Genomic DNA, 20,136 nt, shown 5'->3' with positions numbered 1-20,136 from the left:
TCGCGGCTTATGCATAGTCTTCGCACCGCGTCTGACGGGTGCGGCCAAATTTCTCCTTCCGGGAAGAGAGAACCGACCGACGCAGAGCGGTGTTATCCATCGCCAGAACAATCGATTTACCTTAATAACCGGTAAAGCATTGCAAGCATGGGCGTGGCGCGCCGTGCGGGAGTCGTCCGTGCCGGGTGGAATTGTTCAGATCGTCCAGCGCCTGACACCGGGTGGCCTCGAGGTTCTGGCCATCGATCTGTCGCGCCGCCTCGGGGGGGACAATCCCATCGTCAGCCTGGAACTGACGGCCGAAGCGATCCTCGCCGCCTGGCCGGACATTCCGCTGCCGCCCGATGCGATGATCGGCATGGGCAAGGCGCAGGGGCTGACGCCCGGTCTCATCCCCAAGCTCGCCCGCCACCTGCGGGCGCTGCGGCCCCGCGCCGTCCTGACCCATCATGTGGGCCCGCTGCTCTACGGCACGCTCGCCGCCCGCCTCGCCGGCGTGCCGGTGATCGCGCATGTGGAGCACGACGTCTGGCACTATGACGACCCCCGCCACCGCTGGATCGCCGGCATGGTGGCGCGTCTGGTGCGGCCGCGCGTGGTGGCGGTCTCGCAGGCCGTGGCGGACGAGATGGCCACCGTCATGCCGGGCTGCCCGGTGACGGTGATCCGCAATGCGGTGGATACGGACCGCTTCCGGCCGCAGGACCGCGCCGAGGCCCGGCGCCGCTTTGACCTGCCCGTGGAGGCCCGCATCGTCGGCGTGTCGGGGCGGCTGGAGCATGTGAAGGGGCAGGATGTCTTCCTGCGCGCCTTCGCGCAGGTGCCGGGGGCGGTCGCGGTGCTCGCCGGGCAGGGGTCGCATGAGCGCATGTTCCGCACCCTGGCGACGGAACTCGGCATTGCCGACCGGGTGATCTTCCTCGGCTATCGCGCCGACATGGAGGCGCTCTATCCCGCCTTCGACGTGGTGGCCCTGCCCTCGCGCGCGGAGGGCCTGCCGCTCTCGGTGCTGGAGGCGCAGGCCTGCGGCATTCCGGTGGTGGCAAGCGACGTCGGCTCGGTGCGCGAGGGGCTGTGCCCGGATGTGAGCCTTGCCGTGCCGCCCGAAGACCCGCCGGCACTGGCGGCGGCCCTCAACCTGCGCCTCGATCATCCCCCGGCGGGTGATCCGCGCGCCTTCGTCACCGGCCATTTCTCCTGGGACCGCATGGTGGCGGACTACAGGAGGCTGCTCACTCCGGAGGCGGCATGATCGCGCTGGAACTGCTGTTCTGGCTCAGCCTTGCGCTCGTCGCCTATCACCATGCGGTGTTCCCGGCCTTGTTGCGCGCGCTGGCCCGGAGGCGCGGTCCGCGCCCGGTGCCGCCGCCGGTGCCGGAGGCCGGCCTGCCCGTCATCACGCTGGTGGTGCCGGCCTATCAGGAAGCGGCCTTCATCGCCGCCAAGCTGAAGGACTGCGCGGCCCTCGATTATCCCCGCGACCGGCTGAAGGTGATCGTCGCCTGCGACGGCTGCACCGACGGCACGCCCGAGGCGGCGCGCGCGGCTCTGGCCTCGGAGGCCTGCGCTGGCCTCAATGCCGAGGTGCGCGATTTCCCGGTCAACCGGGGCAAGGTGGCGGTGCTGAACGAGGTGATCGCCGGTCTGCCGCCCGGCCTTGTCGCGCTCTCGGACGTCTCCGCCAGCCTCTCGCCCGATGCCCTGCGCCGGGCGGCGGCGCATTTCGCCGAGCCGCGCATCGGCGTGGTGGCGGGCACCTATGCCCTGCGGGCGGCGGGCAGCGCCGGGGAGGCGGGCTACTGGCGCTACCAGACCGCCATCAAGGCGGACGAGGCGGCGCTCGCCGCGCCCATCGGCTGCCACGGCGCCTTCTACATGTTCCGGCGGGAACTCTGGGCGCCGCTGCCGCCGCACACCATCAATGACGATGTCATCCTGCCCATGCGCATGGTCGCGGCAGGGGCGGGGGCCGTCTATGACCGCGCCATCGTGGCGACGGAGGAGGAGCGCACCCACCGGGCGCAGGAGTTCCGCCGCCGGGTGCGCATCGCCTCCGGCAATGTGCAGCAGGCGCTGTGGCTGTGGCGGCTGGGTGATCCGCGCCGGCCGGGCCTCGCCTTCATCTTCCTCTCCGGCAAGGCGTTGCGGGCCTTCGTGCCCTTCCTTCTGGTAACCCTGTTTGTCTTCAATCTCCTCCTTGCCTTCTATCCGCTAACACTCTACCGCCTGCTATTGGTCGGGCAGGTGGCCTTCTACGGGCTCGCCCTGTTCGCCATCGCGAAATCCGCCGCGCCTCTGCCGCGCGTGCTGCGGTTCGCGGGTTATTTCGTGGAAGGGCACGGAGCGGGGCTGATCGGCGCGCTGCGCCAGCTCACCGGCAAGGACCGGGGACGCTGGGGCCGCGCCGCGGAGAGCAAGGCGGGCATGAGCGCTGCGGGCGAGCCGGAACTCGATTACGTTCACCCGGTGGTGCGGGTGGGCAAGCGCGCCTTCGACATCGTGGTGGGCGCCATCGCCTTTCTCGTGCTGGCGCTGGTGTTCCTGCCGGTGGCGCTCGCCATCAAGCTCACCTCGAAGGGGCCGATCTTCTATCGCCAGATCCGTGTCGGCCGCTCCACGGAGACGCGCACGGACCTGTTCTATCTCTTCAAGTTCCGCACCATGTATGTGGATGCGGAGGCGCGAACCGGCCCGGTGTGGGCGACAGCGAACGATCCGCGCATCACCCCCATCGGCCGCTTCATGCGCAAGACCCGCATTGACGAGCTGCCGCAGGCCATCAATGTGCTGAAGGGCGATATGTCCATTGTCGGCCCGCGCCCGGAGCGGCCCGCCTTCTTCCTGAAGCTGGAGAAGGAAATTCCCTTCTATGTGGAGCGCACCCACGGCCTCCGCCCCGGCATCACCGGCCTCGCGCAGGTGAACCAGGGCTATGACGGCTCCATCGAGGACGTGCGCTCCAAGGTCGGCTACGACCACGCTTACGCCATGCGCCTGCTGGACCCGTGGGACTGGATCAAGACTGACCTTGCCATCATCTTCCGCACGGCGGCGGTGATGGTGCTGGGGAAGGGGCAGTAGCCTCAGGCGTATTGGAACGGCTCGGCCCGGTCGCGGTCATAGGCGCAGCGGCCGGCCACATAGGTGGCGCGGATGGCGCGATCATCGCCCAGCGTCATGAGGGCGAAGAGCTGGTCGCTGATGTCGTCGCTGCGGGTGGTACGCAGGGCCAGCAGCTCGGTGGCCTTGAGGTCCAGCACGCACACATCCGCCTCATAGCCCGGCGCGAGACGCCCCAGCCGGTCGTCCAGATGCAGCGCATGGGCGCCGCCCAGCGTCGCGAGATAGAAGCCCTTCACCGCATCGAGCCGCCCGCCTTGGAGGGCCGCGACCTTGTAGGCCTCGTTCAGGCTTGCGAGCTGGGAGAAGCTGGTGCCCGCCCCCACGTCCGTGCCGAGGCCGACGCGCACCGGCCGGCGCGGATCGAGCGCATCGAACAGGCGGAAGAGCCCCGAGCCGAGGAAGAGGTTGGAGGTGGGGCAATGGGCGAGCGCCGCCCCGGTCTCGTGGCAGGTGCACAGATTGCCCTCGCTCACATGCACCCCGTGCCCGAACACGGCGCGCGGGCCGACGAGCCCGGCATGGGCATAGACATCGAGATAATCCGCCCGCTCCGGGAAGAGGCCGGCGATCCATTCGATCTCCTTGCGGTTCTCGGAGAGGTGGGTCTGGAGGAACAGGCCCGCGTGGCGCTTCAGCAGATGGCCGGCGGCTTCAAGCTGCTCCGGCGTCGAGGTGCCGGCGAAGCGCGGTGTCACCGCATAGAGCTGGCGGCCGGTGCCGTGCCAGCGGGCGATCAGCGCCTCGCTCTCCGCGATGCTGCGGGCGACGCTCTCATCCAGCAGGCCCTCGGGGGCGTTGCGGTCCATGAGCACCTTGCCGGCGATCATGCGGGTGTCGAAGCGGTGGCTTTCCGCGAACAGCGCCTCCGCCGAATGGGGATGCACCGTGCAATAGACCATGGCGGTCGTGGTGCCGTTGCGCAGCAACTGGCGTAAAAACACACGTGCCATGGCCTGCGCATGAGCGGGATCGGCGAAGGCGAGCTCGGTGGGGAAGGTGTAGCGCTCCAGCCATTCCAGCAGCTCGCCCGCGAAGGAGGCGATCATCCCCGTCTGCGGATAATGGACATGGGTGTCGATGAAGCCGGGGCAGAGCAGGGCGTCGGGAAAGGACCGGATCTCCGTCCCCTCCGCCAGGCTCGGCCGGAGGGCCTCATAGGGGCCGAAGGCGGTGATGCGCCCGGCCTCCATCACCAGCAGCGCATCGCTCTCGTAAACGAACGTCTCGGCCTCCGGGGCGAGGAAGGGATTGCCCCGGAAGCTGATGGCGCCGGCGCGCAGCGCGATGCGGGGGGCGCCCGTCACCCGGCGGAACCTTCATAGGCATATTTGAACAGGAAGACGGCGGCGATGATCCAGACGATCCAGTTCACCTCCTTCGCCCGGCCGGTGAAGAGCTTCAGCCCCGCATAGGAGATGAAGCCGAAGGCCACGCCCGTGGCGATGGAATAGGTGAAGGGCATGAGCAGCGCCGTCACCGCCGCCGGGATGACCTCGGTGATGTCCTCCCAGTCCAGCTCGGTCAGATCGCGCAGCATCAGGCAGGCGACGAAGAACAGTGCCGGGGCCGTGGCATAGGCGGGCACCGAGCCGGCCAGCGGGGCGAAGAACAGGCAGGCGAGGAACAGCACGCCGACCGTCACCGCCACGAGGCCGGTGCGCCCGCCCTCCTGCACGCCGGAGGCGCTTTCGAGATAGGCGGTGGAGCTGGAGGTGCCGAGCATGGAACCGGCGAGGATGGAAGTGCTGTCCGCGAGCAGCGCCTTGTTGAGGCGCTCCATCTTGCCGTCCTTGAGCAGGCCCGCGCGGCGGGCGACGCCCATCAGCGTGCCGGTGGCGTCGAACAATTCCACCAGGAAGAACACCAGCACCACATTGAGAATGCCGGCGTGCAGCGCGCCCGGAATATCGAGGGCGAACAAAGTGGGCGAGAGGGAGGGCGGCAGCGAGACGAGGCTGGAGAGCTTGTTGCCCGCGAAGAAGAAGCTCAGCGCCGTGACGCCGAGTATGCCGATGAGCAGCGCCCCCTTGAAGCGCAGCACGGAGAGCACCGCCACCGCGAAGAAGCCGATCACCGAGAGGATGACCGTGGGTTCATGCAGATTGCCCAAAGTGACGAAGGTGGCGGGGCTCGCAGCGACGATGCCGGCGCTCTTCAGCGAGATGATGGCGAGGAAGAGCCCGATGCCCACCGTGATGGCGATGCGGATGGAATGGGGGATGCCGTTGACGATGGCCTCGCGGATGCGGAACAGCGTCACCAGCACGAAGCACACGCCGGAGATGAAGACCGCGCCCAGCGCGATCTGCCACGTGTAGCCCATGCCGAGCACGACCACATAGGCGAAGTAGGCGTTGAGGCCCATGCCGGGGGCGATCGCGATGGGATAGTTGGCATAGAGCCCCATGGCGAGGCTGCCCAGCGCCGCGATGAGGCAGGTGGCCACGAACACCGAGCCGTGCGGCATGCCCGCATCGGCCAGGATCTTCGGGTTGATGAAGATGATGTAGGCCATGGTGAGGAAGGTGGTGAACCCCGCCATGATCTCCGTGCGCACCGTGGTGCCGTTGTCCTTCAGCTTGAAGAGCCGCTCCAGCATCAGCCCAGTCCCCCGTTTAAGTTCCCAGCCCTCGCCTGCGAGCGGCTCTGCCTGATCGCATGGGCGAGGTGATCATCTCTACCCCTGAGGGCATTACCCCCCTCCCAACCCTCCCCCGCAAGGGGGGAGGGCTTTTCCCGAGCGCGGCTCTGCGCGCGACCTCTTCGGTCGGGCTGCTCCCTCCCCCCTTGCGGGGGAGGGCCGGGGAGGGGGGTAATGCCCCCTCCGCCCTGACGCCCCCTCCGAAAATCACACCCTCTCCGTCCCAGCCTCCCGCGCCGCCTTCAGCGCCCGGAACACGCGATCCCGCGCGAAGGGCGTCGCCCGCAGACGCACGCCCGTCGCATCGCGGATGGCGTTGCCCAGCGCCGCCGCCACCGGATTGAACGGGCTCTCGCTCATGGATTTGGCCCCGAAGGGCCCCAGCCGGTCCTGGGTGTCCGCGAACAGCACGTCCGTGCACGGCACATCGGCGAAGGCGGGGATGTGATAGTGGCGGAAGGCGGGGTTCACCACCGACCCGGCGTTGTCGATGACGAGGTCCTCGAACAGCGCGGCGCCCAAAGCCTGCGCCACGCCGCCCTCCACCTGCCCCCGGCACTGCATGGGGTTCAGCACCCGCCCCGCATCCGCCGCCTGCACGCTTTGGAGGATGCGCACTTCGCCCGTCTCGCCGTTCACCGCTACCACGAAGCCATGGACGTTGAAGGCGATGGAGCGGGGCGAGCCGTTGCTGACGCCTTCCGCCGCGAGCGGCACGCCCGCCGCCTCCGCCGCCCGGGCGAGATCGGCAAGGGGAAGGAGCCCGCCATCCGGCAGCACCACACCCTCCGCTGTCAGCCGGCAGGCGTCCGCCGCAATGCCGGCCCGACCGGCAGCGAAAGAGAGAACGGCGGCCTTGAGCTTTTCCGCCGCATCCAGCGCCGCGCGGCCGGCCACCACGATGCCGGTGCTGCCATAGGCGCCCGTGTCATGGGCCACCGCATCCGTGTCAGAGGTGACGAGGCGGATGGCCTCGGGGCGGGTGCCCATCGCCTCGGCGACGATCTGGGCGTGGACCGTGTGGCTGCCGTTGCCGAACTCCACCGTGCCGACCGCCAGCTCATAAGCGCCATCCGCCGCCAGCCTCAGGCGGGCATGGGCGTGGTGGCCGCGCGGGGGGATGGTGTCGATCATGGCGAGCGCCATGCCCCGGCCCACCTGCCAGTCCGGCCCTTCGGGCGGGGGATCGTGTGGGCCGGCGAGCGCCGCTTCCACGAGGTTCAGGCACTGGTCGAGGCCGTAGCTGCCATATTCGATGTCGTGCGGATGGAGGCTCCAGGCCACCATCGGATCGCCCGGCCGGATGACGTTCCGCCGCCTGAGCTCGAACGGGTCGAGATCGAGCCGGCGCGCCAGTTCGTCCATGGCGCTCTCAATGGCGAAGATGGTCTGGCTGAGGCCATAGCCCCGGAAGGCGCCGGAGGGCAGCGTGTGGGTATAGACCGCCTCGCCCGTGACCTTCTTGTTGGGGCAGCGATAGACCTGCACCGATTCGTTGCAGCCGTGAAACAGCGTGCCGACGCCGTGATTCCCATAGGCCCCCGTGTTCGAGAGCACGTCCATCTCGAAGGCGGTGAGCGTGCCGTCCGACCTCGCGCCCAGCTTCACCCGCACCCTCATGGGGTGGCGGGAGGTGGTGGCGGCGAACTGTTCTTCGCGGGTGAGTTCCAGTTGCACCGGCCGCCCCGTCTTCAGCACGGCGAGACCGACGATGTCCTCCACCAGCATTTCCTGCTTGCCGCCGAAGCCGCCGCCCACCTGCCCGGTGAACACGCGCACGGCTTCGCGCGGCAGGCCGAGCACGGTGGCGAGCGCATCGCGGGTGAGGAAAGGCACCTGCGTGGACGAGCGGATGACGAGCCGGCCGTCCTCATCACGCCAGCCGATGGCGCAGTGGGTTTCGAGATGCGCGTGCTGGAGGCGCTGGCTTTCCAGCGTCTCCTCCACCACCACGTCTGCCGCCGCAAAGCCCGCCGCCACATCGCCCACCTCGCCTTCCAGATGCGCGACGATGTTGCGGGCGGGATCGAAGATGCGGCTCTCAGCGCCCTTCTCCCCATGCACCAGCGGCGCGCCGGGCTTGCGGGCGGCCTCGGGATCGAAGACGGCGGGAAGCACCTCGTAATCGACGACGATCCGCCGGCAGGCCTCCTCGGCGGCAGCGACCGTCTCCGCGATCACGGCGGCGACGCGCTGGCCCACATGGCGCACCACATCGTCGAGGATGCGGGTGTCGTCCACGTCGTCGGTGGCGATCTCATGCCGGGCCGAGGAATAGAGGACGGGCGGCGCATCCTTATGGGTCAGCACGGCGACCACGCCCGGCACCGCCAGCGCGGCCGCCGTGTCGATGGCGCGGATGCGGGCATGGGCATGGGGCGAGCGGACGAGCTTCAGGTGGGTGAGGCCGGGCACCTCGACATCCAGCGTATAGCGCGCCGCGCCGGTGAGGATGGCCCGCGCCGCCGGGGCGTTGATGCTGCGCCCGCAGGCGGCGCCCGCCTCGGGATGTTCCGCGTGGGCGGTGCCGGCGACCGCGTCAGCAATCGCGCGATAGCCCGTGCAGCGGCAGAGATTGCCCTTCAGCGCGGCGGGCAGGTCCTGCCGCTGGGACTGATTGAGCGCGGCCACCGTGAGCACCTGCCCCGCCGTGCAATAGCCGCACTGGAAGCCCTGCGCGTCGAGAAAGGCCTGCTGCACGGGATGGAGATCATTGCCGTCCGCAAGCCCCTCGATGGTGGTGACGCTGCGCCCCAGCGCCCGGAAGGCGGGCGTGATGCAGCTGTGCACCGGCGCGCCGTCGAGCAGCACGGTGCAGGCGCCGCAATCGCCCACATCGCAGCCGCGCTTGACGCCGAAGGCGCCGAGATCGCGCAGGAAGGTGCGAAGGCACTGGCCGGCGCGCGGGGCGGCCTCGATGTTCCGGCCATTGAGCAGGAGGCCGCTCATGCCGCCTCTCCCGCCAGCTCGCTGCGGATTTGCTGCGCAAAAAGCCGCGTCATGTGGGCCCGCCAGAGCGGATCGCCATGCACGTCGTCATACCAGCCGACGGGCGAAACGGCGGCGTCGAGGGCGTCGAGAAGCGTCTCGGCGTCTGGCAAGGCGGGGAAGTCGAGGCGGACCGGCCGGGGCGTGGACGCGGTGATGGTAAGGGCGAAGCGGCCCGCCCCGTCCTGCGTCCCGATGACCAGCGCGGCGGAGCGGCCAAGCTCATTCAGCGCGATGCGGCGGAAGGCCCAGCGGACATCCATATTGCAAGCCGGCACGAGAATGCTGCGCAGCAATTCGCCTTTTTCCAGCCGCGTGCTTGTGGGGCCGAGGATGAAATTGCGCGCCGGCAGCGTGCGGCCGCCGCCCTCTGGCCGCCAGATCAGCAGCTCCGCGTCGAGCGCCACCGCGAAGGCCGCCATGGGTGCGGCGGCGAGCGCGGTGCACAGATTTCCGCCAATGGTCGCCGCCGCGCGCACCTTGAACGACCCGTACAGCGCGCCGCAGCAGCGCGCCGCCAGCGCCGAGAGGCGAGGGGGCAGCGACGCCTCTTCCAGTTCCGCGAAAGTGCAGGTGGCGGCGATCTCGACGCCATCCGTCGTCAGCGTGACCGGCGGCCAGTTCAGCGCCGGCAGGTCGATGAGGCGGGAGAGCGCGGGATCGGGTGCCGCAAACAGGGCGGTTCCGCCCGCAAGAAAGGCATCGCCCGCCCGAAAGGGGCCGATCTCGTCACGGGTCCGGGGCCGGTGGAGGGCGGTGACGGTGTTGAGATCCATGGGCCTTCGCGCTGCGGGACCGGTTGCCTCCGGTGTCCCATTCTCCCGCCCCCGAAGCAAGAAGCACGCCGCCGGACGAGCCCAGGCATGACCTCTGTCGAGGGACGCTACCCCAGCTTGAGCCGGCGGCGCAGTGGTTCGGGCAGTTCGGCGGGGTCGAGGCGGGGCAGCAGCTTGAGCCGCACCGCCATCCAGCCGATGAGCGGCAGGATCACCAGCGCGCCGAGCGGCATCACCAGCGGGTGCAGGGTCAAAGCGGCGAGCGCTGTGAGGGCGAGCGCCACCGCGCTCACGAGGCCGAGCCGGGCGAAGCGATAAGGGATGGGCGCGTAATGGCGCGAGACCGCCCAGGTGAGGACCACGCGCACGCTCTGGGCGATCAGCGTCGCGGCGATGGCGCCCGGCACGCCATAGCGTGGGATCAGTGTGAAATAGAACAGGATGGCGAGGCCCGCGCCGATCAGGTTGATGAGGAGCGGCGCAAAGCCGTCCTTCCTCAGATAACAGCCGATCTCCAGCAGGCTGCCGGTCTCCTGAATGGCATAGTTGAGGGCGATGAAGGCGATGAAGGCGCTCGCCCCCCAATAAGCCTCGCGCGTCAGCACATGCACCGCAAACGGCCCGCCCAGACTTACCCCCACGAAGGCGCCGAGCACGATGAGCAGGCCCAGCGACACGATGTCGGCGCTGCGTTCGGCGCCGTTCTCTTCCGCCAGCACGATGAAGCGCTTGGGGAACCACCACATGTGGAAGGGCTGGAGCAGCACCGCCGTCAGCGCGCCGAGCCGTCCGGCGACGCCATAGAGCGCGATGTCCTCCGGGCTCACATGTCCGGCCAGCACCCAGCGGTCATAGGAGCCGAGCACGAAGGCGGCGAGGGCGGAGAGCAGCAGCGGGCCGCAATAGATGAGCATCTCCCGCCAGCGGGCGAAGCGCAGCGAGATGCCGCAGTCGCGGGCGAGATAGACCATCATGGCCGCGCCCTGCGCCAGCGCCGCAGTGGCCGAGGCGATGAGCACGCCCTCCACGCCGAAGCCCAGCACCAGCAGCGTGGCCGAGAGCGCCGCTTGTCCCAGCGCGCGGCTGAGCGACATGGCGAGGAAGGTGCCCGCCGCTCCCCGGATGCGCATCCAGGTGAGCCCGACGCCGAGCACGCCTTCGAGGCAGATGGCGGCGAGCAGCAGCAGGAATTCGGTCTGGCTCACCTTTTCGGGCAGCAGGCCGGTGATGGGATGGGAGAAGGCCGCGCCCAACGCCACCAGCACGCCGCTGACGATAAGGGCGAGGCCGGTATATTCGGCGCACACGGCCTTGCGCGCCTCCCAGGTCTGCTCGTCGCCGACGAAGCGGGCGAGGGCCGAGGGCAAGGCGAGGCTGAAGAACAGCGCGCCCACGTCGATGAAGGAGAGCAGCACCTCCAGTCGGCCGTATTCAGCGCTGGAGAGGAAGTAGGTGTTGACCGGGAGCATGACGAGGCCGATGGCCCGCAGCACCACCAGCCCGACCGTGTAATAGAGCGTCTCGCGTATGGCGCCCGCCACGTGATGCCTCCCGCTTCCTCCCCCGCATGGCCGATCCGGACGCGGAAGTCCATGTCGATACCAGCGCCCCGACCGCGCCGTGCGCCGCGCGCACGGGTGCCCTCCCGAAACAATGCTTTGATTCGACGGCCGTCTGACGCTACAGGTCGCGGCGTTTCCGTGGGTTCCCATGACTGACGCAGCGAAGACCCCTTCCCTCGCCGACCTCCGCGCCGAGATCGACCGCATCGACGAGACGATGCATCGCCTGCTCATGGAGCGGAGCGAGATCATCGACCGGCTGGTGCAGGTGAAGCGCACCCAGACCGAGGGTTCCGCCTTCCGCCCGGCGCGCGAGGCGTCGATGATGCGCAGCCTCGTGGAGCGTCATCACGGCCTGCTGCCGCTCGACACGGTGGAGAGCATCTGGCGCGTCATCATCGCCACCTTCACCTATGTGCAGGCGCCCTATTCCGTGCACGCCGACCTCTCGGTGGGCGAGCCTCTGATGCGCGACAGCGCGCGCTTCCACTTCGGCTTCACCGCGCCTTTCGTGCCGCACATGGGCGCGCGGGCGGTGGTGGAGGCGGTGGCCGCCTCGCGCGGCGACCTCGGCCTCCTGCCCGCCGCCATGGTTCCGGGCTCTGATGCCTGGTGGACCGCCCTCGAGGGCGTGACGGCGCCCAAGATCATCGCCCGCCTGCCCTTCGTGGAGCGGGCGGACCATCCCGCCGGCCTCCCGGTGTTCGTGGTCTCCCATCCCATCGCCGATGCGGCGGTGACCGAGGTGTCCACCTTCAGCGTGCGCGTCGCCGGCTGGAGCGCCCGCGCGGCCGCTGCGGTGGCGACCCACGCCGAAGTGCTGGCGGTGGCCGACGGCGCGCTCGACGGCGCGGCCCTGCTCGTCTCCGTGCGGGGCACGGACGGCGGCACCGTGCAGGATGTGCTGCGCCAGAGCGGCGCCAGCGTCCGATCCTTCATTCCCGTGGGGAGCCATGCCGCCCCCTATCGTTTCGGCATGGACAGCGCCGGCATCGCCCGGCCCTGATCTGGAGCAGGTTATGTCCGTTTCCGCCAAAGAGACCCCGCGTCACCCCGCCCGTCCCGAGCCGCGCCCCGGCGTGCTGGCCATTTCGGCCTATGTGCCGGGCAAGAGCCATGCGGCGGGTGTGGAGAAGGTGTTCAAGCTCTCTTCCAACGAGACGCCGCTCGGCCCGAGCCCGAAGGCCATCGCCGCCTTCCAGAGCGCCGGCACGAACCTGCAGGATTATCCCGACGGCTCCTCCACGGCGCTGCGCGAGGCCATCGGCAAGGCCATGGGCATCGACCCGGACCGCATCATCTGCGGTGCCGGCTCCGACGAGATCCTGAACCTCATCGCCCACGCCTATGTCGGCCCCGGTGACGAGGCGATCCACTGCGCCCACGGCTTCCTCGTCTACAAGATCGCGACGCTGGGTGCCGGCGGCGTACCGGTCGTCGTGCCGGACCGCGAAGATCTCCAGATGGACGTGGATGCCATCATCGGTGCGGTGACCGAGCGCACCCGCGTGATCTTCCTCGCCAATCCCAACAACCCCACCGGCACCTACCTGCCGTTCAACGAGGTGCGCCGCCTGCATGCCGCGCTGCCGCCGAACGTGCTGCTGGTGCTCGACGCCGCCTATAGCGAATACGTCCGCCGCAACGATTACGAGACCGGCCTTGAACTCGCGCTCTCCGCCGAGAACGTCATCATGTGCCGCACCTTCTCCAAGATCCACGGCCTCGCCGCGCTGCGCATCGGCTGGGCGGTGGCGTCCGAGGCGGTGATCGACGCCCTCAACCGCATCCGTGGCCCGTTCAACATGAACGCCCCGGCCATTGCGGCGGGCGCGGCGGCTATTCTGGACGCCGAGCATGTGGAGCGTTCCATCGCCCACAACGACCAGTGGCTGTCCTGGCTGACCACCGAGCTCACCGCGCTCGGCCTCACGGTCACGCCCAGCGTCGGCAACTTCGTGCTCATCCATTTCCCGAAGACGCCCGGCCGCACGGCAGCAGAGGCGGATGCCTTCCTCACCCGGCGCGGCCTCATCCTGCGCGCGGTCGCCTCCTATGGCCTGCCGGATTCCCTGCGCATGACCATCGGCACCGAGGAAGCCAACCGCCTCGTGGTGCAGGCCCTCTCCGACTTCCTCTCCGGGGCGGAGCGGTGAGCGCACCTCTCGTCGGGCGCCTGGCGATCATCGGCGCGGGACTGATCGGCTCGTCCGTCGCCCGCGCCGTGCGCGAGAAGGGGCTGGCCGGCACCGTTGTCGTGGCCGACCGCGATGCGGGCGTGCGGGCCCGCGTTCGTGAACTGGGCTTTGCGGACGAGGTGCCGGAGACGGCGGCGGAAGCCGTCGCGGATGCGGACATCGTCATCGTCTGCGTGCCGGTCGGTGCGTCCGGCGCCGTGGCGGCGGAGATCGGCCCGGCGCTGAAGCCGGGTGCCATCCTCTCCGACGTCGGCTCGGTGAAGGCGGCGGTGGTGGAGCAGATGGCTCCCCACGTGCCCGCCCACGCCCATCTGGTGCCCGCCCATCCGGTGGCCGGCACGGAATTCTCCGGCCCCGATGCGGGCTTTGCCAGTCTGTTTGAGAACCGCTGGTGCATCGTGACGCCGGTGGCGGATGCCGATCCGGCGGCGGTGGAGCGGCTCTCCGCGCTGTGGAGCGGCATGGGCGCGAATGTGGAGACCATGTCGCCGCAGCACCATGATCTGGTGCTGGCCATCACCTCCCACCTGCCGCACCTCATCGCCTACAACATCGTGGGCACGGCGGCGGACCTCGAACAGACGCTGACCTCCGAGGTCATCAAGTTCTCGGCCGGCGGCTTCCGCGACTTCACGCGCATCGCGGCGTCCGATCCGACCATGTGGCGCGACGTGTTCCTCTACAATCGCGAGGCGGTGCTGGAGATGCTCGGCCGCTTCACGGAGGACCTCACGGCCCTCCAGCGGGCGATCCGCTATGGCGACGGCCAGACGCTGTTCGACCACTTCACCCGCACCCGCGCCATCCGCCGCTCCATCATCGAGCAGGGCCAGGAAACGGCGGCGCCGGACTTCGGCCGCCATCTGGTGGCGGCGAAGAAGTAGGACGGCCGGGGCGTTCCGGTCGGTGCCGACGCAACGCCCTCCAGCGTCAACTCCTTCTCCGTTCGCCCTTCTTCCGGGTGTCCGCTTCCCCACACGCGCGACCACCCTCCCCCGCAAGGGGGGAGGGGGCGCGTTACGCGTGAGGGGAGGGCGCCAGTCCAATGCTTAAAGGGACGGCTCAGTGGCCCCGGGCGTTCACCCGGGCCCCCGTTCCGCCACCTCAGAACAGCGGCGGGACGATGCCGACGGGGATCTTGCCGAGCTTCAGCGCGCCCTGATCGAAATTGATGTTGAAGGTCACGCCCTTGCGGCCGGCGACTTCGCCCGGCTTGCCGGCCATGGCCAGGGCGCCGACGATGGGCACGATCTCCGGCGAGATGAAGCCGGTCTTGCTCAGGTTCCGCAGCACTTCCTCGATACCCGAGAAGCCGAGCGCCAGCTGCCCGTTGAGGCGGCCCTGCGCATCCACCAGCAGTGCGCCGGTGGCGTTGGCGGCGGCCTTCGGCGTTGTGACCGCAAAGCCCTGGAGCTGCACCACGCCGCCGGACATGGCCCAGGCCCGCAGCCGGTCCTTCACCGACATGGGGCGCAGGTCGTCCGCGGCCGTGACGGTCATCTGGAGCGCCACATCCACCGGGCCGGAGCTGCCGGCGCCCGCCATCATCGGGCTTTCCGCGCCGGCGAGGGAGAAGGCGAGGTCGATGCCGTCGCGCGCGCCGTTCTCACCGGGGCGGCGGCGGGCATGGGCCTCCAGCTGCTTGGCGGAGAACATGGGGTTGGTGGCGGCGTTTCCGGGGGCCTGTTCCACCAGCGGATTGTTGACCACGATGTCGAGCCGCTGCGGCTGCCCGGTGGAATTGCCGATGCCGCTCATCTGCAGCAGCGACCAGGAGGCCGTGTAGACCTGCCCCGTCACCTGATCCTCGATCCGGGCGGGCGAGGCGAACTCGGCGACGATATGGCTCGGGTCCCAGATCTGCGCCACGGCGCGCGCGCCGGCGGCGGAAATGCGGAAGCTGTCGCCGCCCTTGGTCACGAGAACGGGATCGCGGCACATCAGCTCGAAGCGGAAGGGAAAGCCCTCCAGCGCCCGCTCGGAGCAGGACCATTCCCGGCCGAGCAGCTTCTCGCGGGCAAGCCAGGCGTCGATCTCGCCGTCCGCGGTGCGGGCGGCATAGACCCACAGGCCGGACCAGCCGGCGGCAATGAGGAGCAGCAGCACCAGGGGGAGGGCGATGATCCAGGGTCGCCGGCGCCGGGGCGCGGGTTCGGAGACAGTCATGCTTTCCCTTCGTGTCGATGCGTCGGGCTGCCGGCAGGCGACGGGCAGGCAGGATGAACTCAGGCTCTAGAACATGTTGAAGGCCAGTTGAAGGCCCAAGCCGCCCCCGTTGCCGCACCTTTGATGGCGCGCGCCGTCCTGCCACGGGACAAACCCGCGACTTTCCGCAGGCGGGCGTTGCTTTCGCCGCATAATCGCCGGATCAATCAGGCGAGAAGCCTGCTTCGCCTTTGCGGTAACAGCCCCGAGTTCCATCCCGTCATGTCCGCCGATTCGCCCTCGCCGCGTATGTCGCATCCCCCAGTGCCGGTTCCGGCGCATGATCCGTGGGTGTTCGGCTATGGCTCGCTGATCTGGAACCCCGGCTTTCCTTTCGCCGAGCGGGTGGAGGCGACCTTGCTCGGGGCGCACCGCGCGCTCTGCATCTATTCCTTCCACCATCGCGGCACGCCGGAGCATCCCGGCCTCGTGCTGGGGCTCGATCTCGGCGGCTCGTGCAAGGGCGTGGCCTATCGCGTGGCGGCGGCGGACTGGCCGCAGGTGCATGCCTATCTCACGGAGCGGGAACAGATTTCCGGCGTCTATCGGGAGACGTCGCGCCGCGTGCGGCTGAAAGGGCACGAGGATCTCGCCGCCTCGGCGGTGGCCTATGTGGCGAACCGGGCGCATCCGCAATATGCCCGCGGCCTCTCGCTGGAGGACCAGTTGCATCTGGTGCGCCGCTCGCACGGCCGTTCGGGGCCGAACCGCGATTATGTGCTGGCGACCGTGGATGCGCTTGCCACCATGGGCATCGAGGACCGGGGCCTGAGCTGGATCGCCCACCACCTGCGCGGCGGTCAGGCCTAGCCCCTCCCCCCGCCGTTACGCCTCAGGCGGCCTGGCGGCGTCCTGCTGCTACGGCATGGGCGGCGACCGGCGGCGGGAGCGCCAGCGGATCGGTGGACAGGGTGCGGCGGTTGAGAAGCGTGCGCAGCGTGTCCGCGCCGCCTTCGCCGAAGACATGGATGTGGATTTCTTCCGCCAGATTGCGCTTGGCGGCGCGCACCGCCGCCTCGCCCGGCTTGCCCGCCCACACCGCGATGGAACCCGCCGGCGTGCGCCGCACGGCAATGGCCAGCGCCTCCGGATAATCGGGGGCCTCTTCGGTCGGATAGACGGAGAACACGTGCCGGACGCCGTCCTGATCGCGCCAGAAACGATAGCGCGCACCAAGCGCAGCTTCGCTCAGGCCGGTCAGCGGACCGGCATCAATCAGGGGGATGAGGAGCGAATCAGTGGCGTTCATGAGAACGAAACTAGAACGCTTCTCTGGCCCTCGGCAAGAGTTTTCCACAAGGTATGGTTACGGGGATAATTCCGCCTGCGGAGGCATTTCCGGCGCGGTCATGCCCAGTTCGGCACGACCCAGCGCCAGCAGGCGGTCGCTGGCGGGTTCGATGTCCGCCTGCAGTCGCTCGAAGAAGGCTTCACGCTTCAGGCCGGGCGGGATAGGCGGCAATATCTCGACACGGATGGTGCCGGGCCGGCGCACGAGGGCGTTGCGCGGCCAGTAAAGGCCGGAATTGAGCGCCACCGGCAGGCAGGGCACGCCGAAGGCCGCATAGAGATGGGCGACGCCGAATTTGTAGGCCGGCGGCGCGCCCGGCGGGCGGCGGGTACCCTCGGGAAAGATGATGATCTGCCGGCCCTTGGCGAGTTCCTCGCGGGCGCGGACGGTCATGGCCTTCAGCGCGGCGGCGCGGGCGCCCCGGTTGATGGGAATGACGTCGCCCTTGGCGGCGTACCAGCCGAAGACCGGCAGCCACATCAGTTCCCGTTTGAGGATGAAGGTGGCGTCCGAGAACAGCGGCAGCAGGGCGATGGTCTCCCACGCCGACTGGTGCTTGGAGGCGATGAGCAGCGGCCCGTCGGGGATGTTCTCGCGTCCCGTGATCTCCACGTGCGTTCCGGCGATCGTCCGCAGCAGCCAGCCCGTGCCGCGCGACCACGGCAGCACCACGAGGCGCCACATCTGCCGGCGCGTGACGAAGGGCAGGGCCGGCAGGAACACCAGCATGTAGAGGATGGTGAAGCTGTAGAACAGAAACTGGAACAGCAGCGAACGCAGCAGGATCACTCGGGCTTCCCGTCGCCCCCATGGACCGGTGCGGACACCGACGCCTGCCGGCCGCCGGGCGTGGCGGCGGAGGTGGACACGGTGGCCTTGGGCGCGACCGCCTGGGCGGGGCGGATCTTCGCCATGGCCATCATGTACTTCAAATACTCCTTGAGGAGGAGCTTCACGGTCTGGGGATCGGTCCACCAGCCGCCGGACTGCATGCGGTCCGTCACCACAGGATAGGCGACGAGCTCGACTTCCGGCAGCGCGCGGCCGAGTTCCACCAAAGCGCGGGGCATGTGCCAGGCGGAGGTGACCACCACGAGGGAGCGGAAGCCCTGCGCCCGCGTCCACTCGGCGGCCTCGATGGCGTTGCCGAAGGTGTTGAGCGCCCGGTGGCCGAGGTCGACGCAGCAGTCCAGCAGGTGTTCGTTGTCGGGCAGGGTGCGGCGGATCTCGTCCTGCGAGGTGGTGCGGTTGACGCCGCTGATGAGAAGCCGCTGGCCGTGGCCGGAAGCGAGCAGTTGCACGCCATCCGCGATGCGCGAAGCCCCGCCGGTGAGCACGACGATGCCGTCCGCCGGCTTGAGCCCGGCGGGCTCGCGCGGGGCGATGGCAGTGGTGAAGACCACGAAGCCGCCGACGAACAGCAGCGCCAGCGTGCCGGAGACGAAGGCAAGGCTCAGGGCCGCGCGGCGCAGCCAGAATGTCGGTCCGCGCCGTGATCCCGCCTTGGCCTTGTCGTCTGGCCTGCTCTGGTGACAGGCCGGCTGCGTCACGCTCATGATGTTCAGAATGCCCGATAAATGCGGCAGGCGCGAGGAGCCGCGGTGCCGCGCCCGAGGCGGTGAAGCCTCAGGTGATCGTCCTCAACGTCCGGTAAACGGTGACGCGGGAGGTGAGTGCCGTCACCAGCGCGATCAGCACGACCACCACGGCCATGCCGGCAAAGCCCAGCCAGCCGGGATCGAACCAGGAGAGGATGCCGGGGCTTTCCGGATCGGCACCGATGCCGAGGCGCGGCAGGCTCATGAGCCCGCCGAACAGCGCCGCCGCGGAGAGCCCGCCGAGCAGGCCGCCCTGCGTGCCCACCTTGAGGAAGTGGCGCTGGAACTGGGCGGCGATGAAGCCGTCCCGCGCGCCGACGAAATGCAGCACCTCCACCACCGCCCGGTTCGTGGCCACCGCCGCGCGGGTGGCGAAGACCACGGAGAGCACGGTGGCCGCGCCCACCAGCGCCAGCAGGCCGAAGCCCGTGAACATGACGCCTTCCGCCATGGCGCCCAGCCGGCGGGACCAGGTGCGGTGGTCGTCCAGCGCGGCGGTGGGGATGCGGTCGGTCAGCGTGCGGCGCAGGCGCGCGAGATCAGGCGGCGAGGAGGTGTCGAGCCGCAGCACCACGATGCGCGGCACCGGCAGGTCCGAATAATCGAGGCCCGAGCCTAGCCACGGCTCCAGCAGGCGGCCGGTCTCCGGCTCGGTCAGCACATGGGCCTCGGTGATGCCGGGCGTCTGGCGGGCGAGGTCCACGGCGGTCTTCACCTGCGCGTCCGTCACCGCCTTGTCGCCGGCGCGGATCTGGATCGTGACCTCGCGCGTGACATCCGCGCGCCAGACCTCGGCGGTGCTGCGCACGGCCATGACCGCGCCCACCGTGATGGCGGCGAGAAACGTCATGATGGCGACCACCGCCACCAGCGCACGGCCCGCCACGGTCGCGCGGGGCACGATGGGGGTGGGCGGCGGCACCTTGGGCTTGGGCGCGGCCTTGGCCTTGGTTGGCGGCGTCTCGGCCACCGGGATCGGGGGGGTGGGGGGCTCAGTCATAGACATAGAGCCGTCCATCCGCGATCACGAGCCGGCGCGCGTCGAACTGATCCATGAGCGCGATGTCGTGGGTGGCGAGCAGAACCGAGGTGCCGGAGCGGTTCAGTTCCACGAAAAGGCGCAGCAGGCGGCGGGCCAGCGTCGGGTCCACATTGCCGGTGGGCTCGTCCGCCAGCAGGAATTCCGGCCGGCCAATGAGGGCGCGGGCGATGGCCGCGCGCTGCTTCTCGCCGCCCGAGAGCACCGGGGGCAGCACGTGCATCCGGTCGCCGAGGCCCACCCAATGCAGGAGCTCCGTCACCTCCGCCCGGTAGCTCGCCTCCTCCTTGCCGAGCACGCGCAGCGGCAGTGCCACGTTCTCATAGGTCGTGAAGTGGTCGAGCAGGCGGAAATCCTGGAACACGATGCCGATGCGGCGGCGGATGACCGCCACCTCGTCCGGATCGAGCGAGGAGACATCGCGGCCGAACATGGTGATGAGGCCACGCGTCGGCTTCATGGAGAGGAAGAGCAGGCGCAGCAGCGTGGTCTTGCCCGCGCCCGAGGGACCGGTGAGGAACTGGAACGAGTTCGGCTCGATGCTGAAGGTCACGTCCTTCAGCACCTCCGGCCCCATGCCGTACCTCAGGCCCACATTCTCGAACCGGACCACCCCTGCACCTTCCTCGAATCGTCCAAGCCGTCGCGCGCCACCATAGAGCGGCAAGGCCAGAGGGTGAATCAAGCATGAGCATGCCATGCCGTGCCCATGGGA

At 69.4% G+C, this 20,136-nt stretch carries 17 protein-coding genes; 6 read left to right on the top strand and 11 right to left on the bottom strand.

Features of this window, described 5'->3' with window-relative positions:
• The first annotated feature begins 178 nt into the window (after positions 1-178).
• Both DFO45_RS19335 and DFO45_RS19330 read left to right on the top strand, forming a co-directional pair.
• Complete coding sequence (locus DFO45_RS19335; protein WP_133866140.1) at positions 179-1,252, top strand: glycosyltransferase; 1,074 nt, start codon at positions 179-181, stop codon at positions 1,250-1,252.
• The gene (locus DFO45_RS19330; RefSeq protein WP_133866139.1) at positions 1,249-3,081 is read left to right on the top strand and encodes a sugar transferase; all 1,833 of its coding nucleotides are present in this window, start codon (positions 1,249-1,251) and stop codon (positions 3,079-3,081) included. Before DFO45_RS19335 ends, DFO45_RS19330 begins: the two co-directional genes overlap by 4 nt.
• 2 nt (positions 3,082-3,083) lie before the next feature.
• Here DFO45_RS19330 and guaD read toward each other — a convergent pair whose 3' ends face one another.
• From guaD to DFO45_RS19305, 5 genes are all read right to left on the bottom strand, one after another.
• The gene (guaD, locus tag DFO45_RS19325) at positions 3,084-4,427 is read right to left on the bottom strand and encodes a guanine deaminase (protein WP_245518182.1); all 1,344 of its coding nucleotides are present in this window, start codon (positions 4,425-4,427) and stop codon (positions 3,084-3,086) included.
• Positions 4,424-5,722 (bottom strand): NCS2 family permease, encoded by a 1,299-nt coding sequence (locus DFO45_RS19320; RefSeq protein WP_133866138.1) that lies wholly within the window; start codon positions 5,720-5,722, stop codon positions 4,424-4,426. Before DFO45_RS19320 ends, guaD begins: the two co-directional genes overlap by 4 nt.
• Positions 5,723-5,971: 249 nt before the next feature.
• Entirely contained in the window at positions 5,972-8,713 is a 2,742-nt protein-coding gene (locus tag DFO45_RS19315) for a molybdopterin cofactor-binding domain-containing protein (RefSeq protein ID WP_133866137.1), read from the bottom strand.
• Positions 8,710-9,528 (bottom strand): FAD binding domain-containing protein, encoded by an 819-nt coding sequence (locus tag DFO45_RS19310; RefSeq protein ID WP_133866136.1) that lies wholly within the window; start codon positions 9,526-9,528, stop codon positions 8,710-8,712. Before DFO45_RS19310 ends, DFO45_RS19315 begins: the two co-directional genes overlap by 4 nt.
• A gap of 107 nt (positions 9,529-9,635) precedes the next feature.
• Positions 9,636-11,069, bottom strand: a complete 1,434-nt coding sequence (locus tag DFO45_RS19305) for an oligosaccharide flippase family protein (protein ID WP_166657185.1) — start codon at positions 11,067-11,069, stop codon at positions 9,636-9,638.
• Between the two features lie 169 nt (positions 11,070-11,238).
• Here DFO45_RS19305 and DFO45_RS19300 point away from each other — a divergent pair, with 169 nt between their 5' ends.
• The 3 genes from DFO45_RS19300 to DFO45_RS19290 are packed head-to-tail and all read left to right on the top strand — an operon-like array spanning position 11,239 to position 14,172.
• A complete protein-coding gene (locus DFO45_RS19300) occupies positions 11,239-12,096 on the top strand; it encodes a chorismate mutase (protein ID WP_012173139.1) in 858 nt (285 codons plus the stop codon).
• 13 nt (positions 12,097-12,109) lie between these two features.
• Positions 12,110-13,246, top strand: coding sequence for a histidinol-phosphate transaminase (gene hisC / locus DFO45_RS19295; RefSeq protein WP_133866134.1), 1,137 nt, complete (start codon positions 12,110-12,112; stop codon positions 13,244-13,246).
• Complete coding sequence (locus DFO45_RS19290; RefSeq protein WP_133866133.1) at positions 13,243-14,172, top strand: prephenate/arogenate dehydrogenase family protein; 930 nt, start codon at positions 13,243-13,245, stop codon at positions 14,170-14,172. The genes hisC and DFO45_RS19290 overlap by 4 nt, the downstream gene beginning before the upstream one ends.
• Positions 14,173-14,392: 220 nt before the next feature.
• Here the strand turns inward: DFO45_RS19290 and DFO45_RS19285 are convergent, their stop codons facing one another.
• On the bottom strand, positions 14,393-15,454 hold the full coding sequence (locus DFO45_RS19285; RefSeq protein ID WP_133866132.1) for a DUF2125 domain-containing protein: 1,062 nt from the start codon (positions 15,452-15,454) through the stop codon (positions 14,393-14,395).
• Between the two features lie 288 nt (positions 15,455-15,742).
• Here DFO45_RS19285 and DFO45_RS19280 point away from each other — a divergent pair, with 288 nt between their 5' ends.
• Positions 15,743-16,303: a gamma-glutamylcyclotransferase gene (locus DFO45_RS19280; RefSeq protein ID WP_043880671.1), complete on the top strand. Its 561-nt coding sequence runs from the start codon at positions 15,743-15,745 to the stop codon at positions 16,301-16,303.
• 22 nt (positions 16,304-16,325) lie between these two features.
• Here DFO45_RS19280 and DFO45_RS19275 read toward each other — a convergent pair whose 3' ends face one another.
• From DFO45_RS19275 to ftsE, 5 genes are all read right to left on the bottom strand, one after another.
• The gene (locus DFO45_RS19275; protein WP_012173134.1) at positions 16,326-16,742 is read right to left on the bottom strand and encodes a hypothetical protein; all 417 of its coding nucleotides are present in this window, start codon (positions 16,740-16,742) and stop codon (positions 16,326-16,328) included.
• A gap of 57 nt (positions 16,743-16,799) precedes the next feature.
• Positions 16,800-17,573 (bottom strand): lysophospholipid acyltransferase family protein, encoded by a 774-nt coding sequence (locus tag DFO45_RS19270; RefSeq protein ID WP_166657184.1) that lies wholly within the window; start codon positions 17,571-17,573, stop codon positions 16,800-16,802.
• Positions 17,570-18,340 carry a YdcF family protein gene (locus DFO45_RS19265; protein ID WP_133866131.1) on the bottom strand — a complete coding sequence of 257 codons (771 nt, stop codon included), beginning with the start codon at positions 18,338-18,340 and terminating at the stop codon, positions 17,570-17,572. Before DFO45_RS19265 ends, DFO45_RS19270 begins: the two co-directional genes overlap by 4 nt.
• A gap of 70 nt (positions 18,341-18,410) precedes the next feature.
• On the bottom strand, positions 18,411-19,382 hold the full coding sequence (locus tag DFO45_RS19260; RefSeq protein WP_245518181.1) for an ABC transporter permease: 972 nt from the start codon (positions 19,380-19,382) through the stop codon (positions 18,411-18,413).
• On the bottom strand, positions 19,375-20,034 hold the full coding sequence (gene ftsE, locus DFO45_RS19255) for a cell division ATP-binding protein FtsE (RefSeq protein ID WP_043879814.1): 660 nt from the start codon (positions 20,032-20,034) through the stop codon (positions 19,375-19,377). The genes DFO45_RS19260 and ftsE overlap by 8 nt, the downstream gene beginning before the upstream one ends.
• Positions 20,035-20,136: the final 102 nt, after the last annotated feature.

It is taken from the genome of Azorhizobium sp. AG788, assembly GCF_004364705.1.
GTDB lineage: Bacteria > Pseudomonadota > Alphaproteobacteria > Rhizobiales > Xanthobacteraceae > Azorhizobium > Azorhizobium caulinodans.
This window is presented reverse-complemented; position numbering and strand designations above follow the sequence as displayed.